The 12487-nt window shown below is 65.8% G+C and carries 5 protein-coding genes, 1 tRNA gene and 1 pseudogene; 2 read left to right on the top strand and 5 right to left on the bottom strand.

Annotated elements, in window-relative coordinates; translation table 11 throughout:
• Positions 1 to 75: 75 nt before the first annotated feature.
• Positions 76 to 3132 (bottom strand): TonB-dependent receptor, encoded by a 3057-nt coding sequence (locus FHS98_RS15855; RefSeq protein ID WP_243848065.1) that lies wholly within the window; start codon positions 3130 to 3132, stop codon positions 76 to 78.
• Between the two features lie 395 nt (positions 3133 to 3527).
• On the opposite strand from FHS98_RS15855, the gene FHS98_RS15850 reads away from it, so the two are divergent.
• Positions 3528 to 5048 carry a sialate O-acetylesterase gene (locus FHS98_RS15850; protein WP_167107341.1) on the top strand — a complete coding sequence of 507 codons (1521 nt, stop codon included), beginning with the start codon at positions 3528 to 3530 and terminating at the stop codon, positions 5046 to 5048.
• A 59-nt stretch (positions 5049 to 5107) separates the two neighbouring features.
• Here FHS98_RS15850 and FHS98_RS15845 read toward each other — a convergent pair whose 3' ends face one another.
• Entirely contained in the window at positions 5108 to 8551 is a 3444-nt protein-coding gene (locus tag FHS98_RS15845) for a glycosyl hydrolase 2 galactose-binding domain-containing protein (protein ID WP_167107338.1), read from the bottom strand.
• Positions 8552 to 8757: 206 nt separating this feature from the next.
• On the opposite strand from FHS98_RS15845, the gene FHS98_RS15840 reads away from it, so the two are divergent.
• Entirely contained in the window at positions 8758 to 9630 is an 873-nt protein-coding gene (locus tag FHS98_RS15840) for a LysR family transcriptional regulator (RefSeq protein WP_243848064.1), read from the top strand.
• Here FHS98_RS15840 and FHS98_RS15835 read toward each other — a convergent pair.
• From FHS98_RS15835 to FHS98_RS15825, 3 genes and pseudogenes are all read right to left on the bottom strand, one after another.
• A pseudogene (locus tag FHS98_RS15835) lies at positions 9627 to 10639 on the bottom strand (zinc-binding alcohol dehydrogenase family protein). The gene FHS98_RS15840 and the pseudogene FHS98_RS15835 sit on opposite strands and share 4 nt — an antisense overlap.
• Before the next feature lie 474 nt (positions 10640 to 11113).
• Positions 11114 to 12154, bottom strand: coding sequence for a Dyp-type peroxidase (locus tag FHS98_RS15830; RefSeq protein ID WP_341786083.1), 1041 nt, complete (start codon positions 12152 to 12154; stop codon positions 11114 to 11116).
• Positions 12155 to 12392: 238 nt separating this feature from the next.
• A tRNA-Met gene (locus FHS98_RS15825) sits at positions 12393 to 12469 on the bottom strand.
• Positions 12470 to 12487: the final 18 nt, after the last annotated feature.

Below are 12487 nucleotides of genomic sequence, written 5' to 3'. Positions count from 1 at the left end.
GCAAGCCAAGGATCTCAAGACAAATACCCGCCCGTCGCACTCGGCGACGGGCGGGCAGGCGGACAGAAACAGGCGTCAGAACTTGACCCGGGCGCCAGCCGTGAAGCGGCGCTCGAAGATGTTGTTGAACGCGCGTTCGTCCTTCCAGGTGAGGTAATATTTCTCATACTCGCCGGTCAGGTTCGATCCCTGCCCATAGATCGTGACATTGGGCGTGATGTCATAGCTGATCGACGCGTCCACATAATTGGTGGGCGCCTGATATTCCTCCAGGCCGACAATACCGCCGAAGTCCGACTGGACGGCGCGCTTGGAGCGGAAATTCCACGCCACGCGGGCCTGGAAGCGCCGGTCCTGATAATAAAGCGCCGCGTTGGTCTGGATCTTCGAATTGTCCTGGAAGGGAATGCTGCGCCCCGCCAGATCCTTCTTGCCGGAATCGGACGGCGAATAGGTGAAGTTGGTGTCGATGCCGAAATTCGACAGCAGAGTGGGCATGAAGCCGAGATCGTTGAACGAGATCTTGGCACCGGCCTCGACACCCTGGAGCGTACCGCCGGCCCCCTGGATCGGCGTGCTGATCGACACCGTCCGGTTTCGGACGACGCCGTCATTATCCGGCAGATCGGACCGCGTGATATTGCCCTGCTGGATGAAGCTTTCGACGTTGATGTGGAAGAGGCCAACGCTCACGAGGCTCGACCGGCCGAGATAATATTCCAGCGAGCCTTCCACGTTGGTGGCGCGCCAGGGATCGAGCTGGGGGTTGCCGTTCTGGCTGCCGCCGGTCACCCGGAACACGGGCGCGCCGGGGTTGGACGTGTCGATCGCGTAATTCGGATTGAGGCCCCCGCCCCACTGATTGAGATCGAGGAGCGTCATCGTCTTCGAGAAGGCGAAGCGGAACTTGAGGTTGTGGGTGAGATCGAACGCGACGTTGAACGCCGGCAGGAAGTCGGTGAAGTCGCGCTTCGTCTCCAGCGTGCCCGTCACCAGGCCGGCCAGGCCATAAGGCTGCGGGTTGCCCGTCACATATTGCGTGATGTCGAGGCGGGTGTTGATGATCTTCACACCGGCATTGCCCGAATAGGGGATACCGAACAGATCGCTCTTGAAGTTCATCTGGACATAGCCCGACGTCTGCTTGACGCCGACGTTGAACGAAGCGCCCGGATTCATGACGTCCACGTTGCCGGGATAGAAGCTGTTCTGGAACTTCAGCGCGTTGTCCATCGCCTTGGGATCGAGGACATACATGTTCGGAACGCCCGCGACGCCGGGGTTGAACAGCTTGACCTGCCCCTTGAACGACGGGTCGTTGGCCTTGCGCGTGAGGCCCGCCGTGTAGAAGCCGGCGGCATCGCCCGCGTTGCAGCTCGCGTCGTTCACCGGAACGTCGAACGCCTTCCATTTCACCAGGCAGCCCGCCGGGTTGGACGCGCCATTCCCGCCATAAAGCGGCGCGGCGCGGTCGAACTCGAAATCGTCAACCGAGCGCTCGCTGTACCGCGCGCCGAAGCTGAAATTGAGATCCGACGACACCTCGTAGGAGGCATCCGCCCGCGCGATCTTGAGATCGCCCTTGCGGCGATAATTGCCTTCGGACGACAGCGTCTTCAGCGCATAGTTGTTGATGTCGCTCAGCTCGCTCTGCAACTGGCTCGGCAGGCTGAAGACCGGCTTGTTTCCGGTGAAGTTCACCGTCGCGGGCAGCGAGTTCAGGCCGGCGAGCGTGTTGACCGTATAGCCGTCGGAATTGAAGACCCGATCGCCACCCAGCGAAGTCGGATAATGCCCGATCCCGCCGGCTTCCCACTGTTCGCCGTTCGACAGGCTGAACTGCGCGTAGCTCTGATCGTAATGCTGGTAGGCCTTGCCATAGATGCCGCGCAGGCTGGCCTTGAACCGGCCGCCATCATCATATTTCAGCTCGAGATTATAGTTCTGCGACTGCGACTTGTAGCGATCGTTCTGCGCATAGGAGTCGAAATTGCCGAGATCGTAATTGTAAATCGACGTGGTGTTCACATGATAGCCGTTCACCACCGAACCGGTGTCACGCGACGCGCCCGGCGTGAATTCCGCCGCCTGCCAGTTGACATCCTGCATCTGGAAGCCGGCCGTGCGGTCATGCTCGTCCTGCCGGGTGAAGAAGCCGTCGCCGGTCAGGGTGAGCGCGTCGTTGATCTTCCACTGCACCGAGCCGTTGATGCCCAGGCGCTTGCGCTGGTCGATCTTGTTCCAGCCGGTGAAGCCCTGCGGCACGATGAACGTATCGTTGGCATCGCCATCGCCGTTCACATCCACGCCGCCCGCCACCGGGGTTCCGCGTGCCCGGCCCGCCGGGGAGAAGCCGCCGGTCGACGTGGCGTCGGCCGTCCCCTCATTGTGCAACGCCGCGCCATAGCCTTCCTGGATGCCATTGTGCGAGTTGGACAGGCGCACGTTCGAATAGGCGGCGCTCGCCATGAAACCGAACTTGTCGTTGTGCCACGAGATCAGGCCGTTGAAGTTCGGATCGAACTTGTGCTTCGTCCGATCGCCATAGGCGCCTTCGGCCGCCGCCGCGACGGTGAGGCCTTCCTTCAGGTCGAACGGCCGCCGGGTGCGCAGATTGACGGTGCCGGTGATGCCCGCGTTGAGCAGATCGGCCGTGGAGGATTTGATGACGTCGGCCCCGGCGAAAAGCTGCGAGGGGATGTCGTTGAAATTGGGCTGAGTGGTCGTGATCGACTGGGCGCCGAGATAGGATTCGCCGTTGAGGAGCGTCGTGACCTGCGGGAGGCCACGGATGTTGATCGTGGACCCTTCGCCGGCGCTGCGCAGGATCTGCACGCCCGGAATGCGCTGGAGCGAATCCGAGATCGTGACATCGGGCAGCTTGCCGATATCCTCCGCCGAGATGGAATCGACGACCGACACGGCATTGCGCTTGATGCTCACCGCGCGCTGCTGCGATCCGCGGATGCCGGTGACGACGATCTCGTCGCCCGCGTCCGCGGCCCCCGTGGAAGAAGCGCCCTGGCTCGGGGAGGCCGCCTGATCGGCCGCCGCCAATTGGGTCTGGGCGGGAAGAGGCGCAGGCGCCGCCCCGCCATTGGCCGGGGCCGCCATCGCTTGAGCGTGGGCCATGCCGGCGCTGAGGGTCAGGCCCGAGGCCGCCGCAAGCAACAGGCTGCGCCGGATAGTGGTGGAATGCTGCACGCCGTCATCTCCCCATCATGCTCGCTCGAAGGCGACACATTATTTCCCAGGGAAGGTTCGCTGGCGTTTGTAGCCCGGCCCCCTCCCACGCGACTTTTACCGCTTGTCATTTTTGTGTCGGGTTTCGGGACCGCGGTCAACTTAAATATGTTCATTTTTTCTTATTTAATATCGACGGGCTTCGCGTATCACTTTTTCAAAGGTCAGGCCTGACCGGATGGGGAGCACGGGATGGCGAAACCGCCGCAGAAGCCGATCCGATGGCTCGCCCGGCAATCATGCCCAGAAGCATCGCAAGCATCTTTGAAGGGGAAGGACATATCATGCTGATCCGCGTTGCCGCCTGTATCGCGTTGGGCCTGCTGGCCCAACCTGCCGAGGCCGAACTGCGCACGCCGCACCTGTTCTCCGATCATGCGGTGCTCCAGCGCGACCGCCCCATCCACATCTGGGGCTGGGCGACGCCGGGCGCGTCGATCGAGGTCGTGCTGCACGGCCAGCATGGGCATTCCATCGCGAACCGGCTCGGGGGGTGGGACGCATGGCTCATGCCCGAGGCGGCGGGCGGCCCTTATTCCCTGACGATCAGCGGCGACGGCGGCAGCACGACGATTCACGACGTGATGATCGGCGACGTCTGGTTCGCGTCGGGCCAGTCGAACATGGAGATGCCGCTGGCCGGCTTCCCGCCGACCGCACATGTGAAGAACAGCGCCGCGGAGATCGCCGCCGCCACCGATCCGCATGTCCGGCTGCTCCGCGTCGAGCATAAGTCGAGCACGATGCCGCTGCGCGACGTGGACCAGAGCTGGACCGAGACGACGCCCCAGACCGCCGCTCCCTTCTCCGCGATCGGCTATTTCTTCGCCCGCGAGATCGCGGCGCGCGAGCATGTGACGGTGGGCGTGATCGATTCCACCTGGGGCGGCACGCCGGCCGATAGCTGGGTCTCGATGGCGGCGCTGGGTTCCGATCCGTCGCTTTCGCCCGCCTTTGCCGCCCGCGCGCGCTTCGAGCAGGAGCAGGCCGACAAGGACGCCGCCATCGCCGCCGAGCAGCGCGAGGATGCCGAGGCCAGGGCACGGGGCCTGCCCGCCCCCCACCATGACTGGCATCCGCCCGAGGAGGCCTATCGCCCCGGCGCTCTTTATAACGCGATGGTGGCGCCGTTCACCGGCTACGGCATCAAGGGGGTGATCTGGTATCAGGGCGAAACCAACAGCAACGTCGCCCGCGCGCCTTATTACGAGGCGCTGTTCAAGGGGCTCATCACCGACTGGCGGCACGATTTCGCGCAGGGCGATTTCCCGTTCCTGTTCGCGCAGATCTCCAGCTTCGACAGCCCCAAGGAAGAATGGGGGCTGGTGCGCGACGCGCAGCGCCGGGCGCTCGGCCTCGCCAACACGGCGATGGCCGTCACCACCGATGTCGGCGATCCGGCGAACGTCCATCCGAGCGACAAGCAGACGGTCGCCGCGCGGCTCGCGCTGGCCGCTCGGGCGGTCGCTTATGGCGAGCATGTCGCCTACGCGCCGCCGCTGTTCCGGCAGGTGTCGACCACGGCGGATGGCCTGCGCGTGTGGTTCGACAACGGCCAGGGCCTCACCGCGCGGGGCACATCCGTGACGGGGTTCGAAATCGCCGGTCAGGACCACCGCTTCCAGCCGGCCACGGCGACGATCGAGGGGAATAGCGTGGTGGTGAAGGGCGCCGTCTCCAGCCCGGCCTATGTCCGCTACAACTGGAGCAACGTGGTCCCCGGCAGCCTATACAACGCGGCCGGCCTTCCCGCGCCGACCTTCACGTCGGAAGAGCGGATCGAAAGCCATATCGCCTATCCCTGATATCGAGGCGCGCACGAAAGCCCCGCCGCATCGATGCGGCGGGGCCATGGCCATAGCGGTTACCCGATCGGGATGCTCGCCGGCTGGACGTTCCAGCCGCGAAGCTGGATGGCGGCGGGCGTGCCGGTGGGCTTCACGCCGTCCATCGTGCGGATCGTGACGCTGCGGCTCTCGCCGGGCAGCAGGCTGACGTAATTGTCCTCATAGAAGGCCGGCAGCACGCGCTCGCCCTTCGCATCCACCAGCGTGAGCTTGGTGGCGAGGACGGGCGTCGCGCTGCGGTTGGCGATCTCGATGGTGATGCCGTCGCGATCCTTCTTCGCGGTCGCGGCGAGGGGTTGCGGCGCAAGGCCGTTGAGCTGGCGATAGGAGGCATCGTCCTTGCCCTGCCAGTAGACGTTGCGGCTGATGGCCTTGCCCTTCGCATCGCTCAGCGTCAGCTCGACCAGCACGAGGCCAAGGGCATCGAGCAGCGGCTGGATCGCCAGCGGCTTCAGCGTGGTCGTCTTGTTGGCGGGCGCCGACACCGCCTCGCTGCGATCGAGCAGCGTCTTGTTGGCGATGTCCACCACATGCGCCTTGAGCGTCAGCCCGTCGGCGGCCTCGCGCGTGGTGTTGACGACGGCCAGCGCATAATCGGGCAGGTTCATCTGGACGTGGATCGGCTCCGAGCCGGCCTTGGTGCCGTAATAGGCGGCCGCCGTGTCATAATCGGAGCTGTAGATCTGCCAGTGGTTGGACGGCCATGCGGGATGCGTCATCCACAGCAGGCGGCCGCTGTTCTTCGTCCAGAGCCCGGCGTTGAAGCCCTCGAAGATCGCCCGATAGTCGACATAGTTCAGCATCTGCGCCTTGCGCTCGAAATCCTCGAGGCTGGTCGCCTCGCCGAACTGGGTGTCGAGGATCTTCATGAAGCTGCGGACGTCGCCGTTCCCGCCGATGTGCCAGTCATGATAGGCGAGCGTGTCGCTGATCGGCCAGCGATCGGCGGGCGGCACCATCGCCTTGACCGCCTCCAGCGTCGCGAGCGAGGGCGTGCCGTCCTCCACCGAGAAGCCGGTATCGAGATCGGTGAAATAGCCGACCGGATTCTGCCAGCTATAGGGGCCGCTGCCCTGAAGCCCGATGCGGTTCGAGCTGCCGGTATAATAGCGCGTGCCGTCGAGCTTCAGGACGAGGGCGTTCAGGCCCTCGTTGATGATCGGCTGGGGCACGCCCTCGTTGCGGCCGAACCAGACCGCGATCGACGGGTGGTTGCGATAGCGCGCGATCACGTCGGCGGCGTTCCTGAGGAAGAGCTGCGGGTCTTCCGCCTCGTTCTGGTAATCCTGCGTGGATTCCCAGAAATCGTTGAGGATCAGCATCCCATATTCGTCGGCGAGGTCGAAGAAGCTGTCTTCGGTATCCTGGCCCACCCAGTTGCGGATGATGTTGACGTTCGCTTCCTTGTGGAGGCGGAAATAGGGCTCCAGCCGGGCGCGCGAGACGCGCTTCATGAAATCGTCCATGCCCCAGTTGCCGCCGCGTGCGGCGATGGGCACGCCGTTGACGAAGATCGTCATGTGCGGCTCGCGCATCTGCCGGGGGATGTCGCGGACGGCGGGCGAGGTCTCGCCGGCGGGGGTCAGCGATTCCGTCCAGCCGGCGGGGGTCTGCTTGATGTCCTCGTGGCGGAGCGCGATCAGCGCTTCGCCGCGCTCATGCGCCAGCGTGGGATCGACCTCGACGCGGCGGAGCTTGCCCTTTCCGTCGAACAGCGAGAGGCCGTAGGTCAGCTCCCTCATGCCGAAACGCAGGCTCTTCTCGTCCGAGGGCGCGGTCCCGGCCGTCGCCGTCACCTTCAGCGTGTAGAGGTTCTGCGGGCCATAGCCGTTCGGCCACCACAGCTTCGGATGGGCGACGTTGAGCTGGGCGAAGTCGGCGGGCGTGAAGCGCACCTCGCTGCTGCCCGGCGCGGCCGTCACCGGCTTCGAGACGCTGACACCCTCGAAGCTCGCGGTGACGGTGGTCGCGACCGGCGCCGTGCCGTCATTCTCGATCGGCACGGTGATGGTGACGGCGGCGTGATCGGTCGCGGGCAGAGGAAGCTTCGTCACCACCTGCGGGTCGCCGATGCGGACGACGCCGGTCTGGTGCAGCTCGACCGGCTGCCACAGGCCCATGTTGCGATCGCGGACGCCGGGGATCCAGTCCCAGCCCTCGGTGGCGACGAAGGTCGGGCCGTCGAGCGCGAGCTGGCCGCCATTGTTGCCGGGGCCGGCGGCGATCGACTCCTCATGCGGGATGCCCGGATGCGGCGGCGGCAGGATGTGGACCGCGACGATGTTGCGGCCGGCGTGGAGCAATGTCGAAACGTCGAACTCGCCCCGGATGAAGGCGCCGGTCATCGCGCCGAGCGAGTGGCCGTTCACCCACACTTCGGCGGCGTAGTTGATGCCCTTGAACAGAAGCTGGCGATGGACGGGCGCGAAATCGGCCGGCAGATCGAAGCTCGCGCGATACCAGTAATCCTGCCGCGAGAGCTTTTCCGGGATGGCGAGATTGTTCAGCCCATAGGACGGATCGGGATAGACACCGCGATCGACCAGCGTGGTCAGCACCGTACCGGGGACGGTGGCCGCATACCATTTGGTATCGTCGAAGCCGTCGCTGCTGATCGTGGCGCCGCCGGCATGGACATCCGGCCCGATGCCCAGCTTCCATCCGCCGATTTGCCAGCGCCCGGTGCCGAGTTCGGTGAGGGGGGCGGTGTCGGTCGGCGCCACGGCGACAGGGGCCGTGGGCGGGGTCTTGCCGGTCGGCAGCGTCGCCGGATCCTGCGGCTGGAACATGCCGCGCCACGCCTTCTCCTGCCATTCCCAGCCCTGACCGGGCTTGGCGAAGGCGATCAGTGCCGGATCGGGGCGGTGCCGCGCCGTCTCCGCGAAGGCCGTGGCGGGCGTGGCGGCCGGAGAGACGATGAGCCCCGCCACGCGGCCGCCGAAATGGGCCATGCCGGCCATGGTGGGGGCGATGGAGAGCGTCGGGGCGACCGCCGGCGTCGTCATGGCGCGGCTGGCCACCATGCGGCCGTCGACGAACAGGCTCGCCGTCCGGCCGTCCGAGGCCAGGCCGATCGCCGTCCATCGCCCGGCGGGAATGCTCGTTTGCGCCTTCACCTCTCCGCTCGCCGAGCGGAAGACGAGGCGGCCGTCCTCCAGCCCGATGCAACGATGGCTGCCGGCCGGATCGCCGATCGCCACGAGGGGCACGAAACCCCGCTGGGCCGTCTCGGGCGAGACCCAGGCGGAGAGCGACCATATCCCGCCGCCGGCCACCGCCGCCGCCTCGCCGCTCAGCGTGAAGCTCGCGCCGATGCCGCCTTCGAGGATGGAGAGGTTGTATGGGCCGCGGCCGTCCACCGTGGCCGGCGCCGCCAGCGTCGCCCCATAGGCCGGGGCCGCCCCGGCGACGAGAAGCGCGAGCAGACGCGCGATACGAGGATGCCGGACGGCAGTACGCATATGATTCTCTCCCTGTGACGGCGCTGATTCGGCCGGTTGGTCGCCCGCCCGTCCCGTCTCCGTCGACACCCATGCCAAAAATACTTCTTTCAATCTTCCTTTTTCTTTTTTTGGAAGAGCCGGGATCGTGGCGACCGCCCGTCGGACGGAGATGCCGCCGGCCGCGACTATTTTCATGATCGCCCGATCATGACATGCCACCCGTCATGCAGGTCTCCTGGGACGACGTCCGCCTCTTTCTCGAAATTGCGCGCGCCGGCACGCTGAGCGCCGCGGCGCCGCGGCTGGGCATGACGCAGCCGACCGCGGGGCGACGCCTGAGGGCGCTCGAACTTCAGCTCCAGGCCTCGCTCTTCCAACGCACGCCGCAAGGCTTCCGCCTGACCGACGAGGGCGAGGCGATGCTGCTTCATGCCGAGCGGATGGCCGAGGAGGCGCAGGCTCTGGAGCGCAAGCTGCTTGGGCAGGCGCGGGGACTGGAAGGCGGCCTGCGCATTTCCTCGTCCGACTGGTTCTCGAACCAGGTTTTGGCCGAGCCGCTGGCCGACTTCGCCGCAGCCCATCCGCGGGTCACCATCGAACTGATCGCCGACTGGCGGATGCTCGATCTGGAACGGCGGGAGGCGGATATGGTGCTGCGGTTCCGCCCCTTCACCGGACCGGACATCGTTCAGCGCCGGCTGACCACGATCCGTTACGGGCTCTACGCTTCGCAGGCCTATCTTGAAGAGCATGGCTGGAGTGGCGGCGGCACGGGCGCGGGGCTCCGCCTGATCGCGATGGACGAGGCGCTGGGCCAGCTCGCCGATGTCGATTGGATGCGCCGCCATTGGCCGGAGGCAAGCTTTGCGCTGCGCAGCAACAGCCGCGAGGCACAAGCGCGAGCCTGTGTGCAGGGCGCGGGGCTCGCTGTCCTGCCGCGCGTGATCGGCGACATGGTGCCGCTCACGCTGCTGGAGGTTGAGGAAGCCCCGCCGAGCCGGGAAGTCTGGCTTGGCTACCACCGCGACCTGAAACGCCTCGCCCGTCTCAGGGCGCTGGTCGATCATCTGGTCGCGGCGGTGCCCGGCACGCTCTAGAAGCCGGTCAGCACGGCCTTGCCAAACGCCGAGCCGCTCTCGATCAGCCTGTGAATCTTGCGGAGATTGGCGGCGTTGATCGGGCCGTCGCTGCTTGTCACCGTCGAACGCAGCACGCCCGCGTCAATGAGGGCGCTGACCTCGTCGAGGATGTGATGTTGCTCGATCATATCGGGCGTCTCGAACATCGAGCGGGTGAACATGAACTCCCAGCTTACGCTGACGCTTTTGCGCTTGAACGGGTTGATGTCGAGCACCTCGGGATCGTCGATCAGCGCGACGGCGCCTTGCGGTGCGATCAATTCGGCGATGGCGGGGAGATGCCGGTCGCTGGCGGTGAGGCTGGCGACATAGTCGGCCTGCGCGATGCCGATCGCCTTCAGCGCCTTGTCGAGCGGCTGGCGATGATCGATCACATGGTGCGCGCCCATCGCACGGACCCACTCGATCGTTTCGGGCCGCGACGCGGTGGCGACGACCGTCAGGCCGGTCAGCCGGCGGGCGAGCTGGATCAGCACCGAGCCGACCCCGCCTGCACCGTTGATGACGAGCAGCGTGCCGCTCCCGGTCTTGCGGCCATAGGGCACGCGCAGCCGGTCGAAGAGCAGCTCCCAGGCGGTGAGCGTCGTGAGCGGCAGGGCCGCGGCCGCGGCCCAGTCGAGCGAGCGCGGCTTGTGGCCGACGATCCGTTCATCCACGGCGTGCAATTCGGCATTGGTGCCGGGCCGCTGGAGAGCGCCCGCATAATAGACTTCGTCGCCGGGCTGGAAGAGCGTGACCTGATCGCCCACCGCCTCGACGATCCCCGCCGCGTCCCAGCCGAGCACCCGAGCCTCGCCCGATGCCGGCGCGGCTCCGTCGCGAACCTTGGTGTCGACCGGATTGACCGACACCGCTTCACGCGGACCAGGAGATCGCGCGGCCCGGCCGTCGGCGCCGGGAGATCGAGATCGACGAGCGAGTCCGGGCGATCGATGCTGCCCGGCGTGTAATATCCAACGGCTTTCATGCTGCTTTCTCCTGCGGACTGGGATCGTCGGGCGCGCTCACCTGCGCGGTGCCGAGATAGAGGCGGGGCAGGGCATCGGGCGCCGCCGCGCCGAGCCGCTGGACCGTTCTCCCATGCGATGCGGTGGAACGCTCGAAATGATGGCCGCGCCGGCGATCGCGGATGCGGCAATGGCAAGCGGCGATGGCTTGAGAAAAGGATGCATCGGCATGGGAGCGACCTCCTGCCAGCCATAATGGCGATGCAATCAGGCGCCTTCCACGGCAAATTCGGCACAGCCGTCATGCATTATCGCATGACGGCTCCACGATGTCCGGGGAGCCGCAGATCATATCGAACGCCCATCCTGAGTGCCACTCACCGGCCACATAAGCAGGGGGAATCATCATCCACGGAGGCGCCCCGCCCGAACGTCAGGGGGGAGCCACGCTCCTGTCCGGCCGCATCGCCGGCGGGCGATCGTTCAATGTCCGCTCAGGACGAACTTGCCAACTTCGCCAGTGTCGATCGGGAGGGCGCGAAAAAGCTTATACCGGTTTGCGCCGTGGAGAAGTCCAGAATCCTGTCATAGGCCCCCTTCGGTTCGCCGACGAACATGCGCTCCAGCATCTTCTCGATCACCCACAGATATCGGGTGTAGCCGATGAAATAGGTGCCGAACTCGCCGTGCCCAGGGCGCCCGAACGGCATATTGTCCCGCAGGATGTCATGCTCGTTGCCGTCCTCGTCGACGATTGTAGCAAGGGTCTTATGGGATTTGCGCGGGGCCGCGTCGTCATCGAGCTCGATATTGTCGATCTTTGTGCGGCCGATGATTTCCTCCTGCAGAGCCGTCGAGGTCCGGCCCCAGGCCGCCAGATCATGCAGATATTTCTGCACCACGACATAGCTGCCGCCGGCGAATTCGGGATCCTCATCGCCGACGAGCGCGGACTCGCCGATCTCCCGCCCCGCGGGGTTCGCCGTGCCATCGACGAAACCGAGCAGATCCCGCGCGTCGAAATACCGGAAGCCCGAAACCTCGTCGGTCACCGTCATCGCAGAGCCAAGGGTCTGGAGCAGGATCCGTTCGAACTCGAAGCAGATGTCCGGCCGCTCGGCGCGGATGTGGAAGAGGATATCGCCCGGTGTCGCCGGAGCCCGATGCGGGTTTCCTTCGATCGGAGCGAAGGGCTTCAGTTCGCGCGGCCTGTTCGGTTCCCCCAGACGTCCCCAAAGGTCGCTGCCGATCCCCGCGATGCAGGACAGACGCGCGGAGAGATCCCGGAAGCCGACCGTCTTCACGAGATCGTCGAGGCCGCCGAGCATGTCGCGCACCTTGGCGAGAGCCTCTTCCCCGTCGCTCACGGTCACCACGAGGAAGATCGCCGCCTGGGACAGCGGCGCATCGATGCTCTGAGCGTCGATCGGCACCCGATCCCAAGCATGTCCTGTCATACCATCTCCATTGCTGTGATACGGCGACCAAATCGATGTCCGCTCAGAGCCTTTACGCCAGGAGACCAGCCGGATCACTCCCCGGGCAGACGCATCTGGACCGGACCGGGTCGCTCCTGCCGCTCTGACGAGGCGCCTCCCGCCATACGAGGCATCCGTCGCGCACGCCGAAGCCAGGCGGATCGAGGCGGGCCGCTTCCTGCGGGGTGCTTTTCGGTAGGAGGATCTACTCGGGCGTTGACGGGGGCCCTGGCGTCGTTTGCCCTGAACGACAACACCCGCCCGGGCGTATGCTCGGGCGGGTGTTTCATGTCGGTGGTTGCGGGGACAGGATTTGAACCTGTGACCTTCAGGTTATGAGCCTGACGAGCTACCGGGCTGCTCCACCCCGCGTCACCATGGTTGCCGTAT

The organism is Sphingomonas oligoaromativorans (assembly GCF_011762195.1).
GTDB classification, from domain to species: domain Bacteria; phylum Pseudomonadota; class Alphaproteobacteria; order Sphingomonadales; family Sphingomonadaceae; genus Solisphingomonas; species Solisphingomonas oligoaromativorans.
This window is presented reverse-complemented; position numbering and strand designations above follow the sequence as displayed.

What these genes read in the sequence shown, in the direction of transcription:
- FHS98_RS15845 (WP_167107338.1), bottom strand. Translation starts at nt 8,551, where the DNA reads ATGCGTACTGCCGTCCGGCATCCTCGTATCGCGCGTCTGCTCGCGCTT.
- FHS98_RS15855 (WP_243848065.1), bottom strand. Translation starts at nt 3,132, where the DNA reads ATGGCCCACGCTCAAGCGATGGCGGCCCCGGCCAATGGCGGGGCGGCG.
- FHS98_RS15850 (WP_167107341.1), top strand. Translation starts at nt 3,528, where the DNA reads ATGCTGATCCGCGTTGCCGCCTGTATCGCGTTGGGCCTGCTGGCCCAA.
- FHS98_RS15840 (WP_243848064.1), top strand. Translation starts at nt 8,758, where the DNA reads ATGCAGGTCTCCTGGGACGACGTCCGCCTCTTTCTCGAAATTGCGCGC.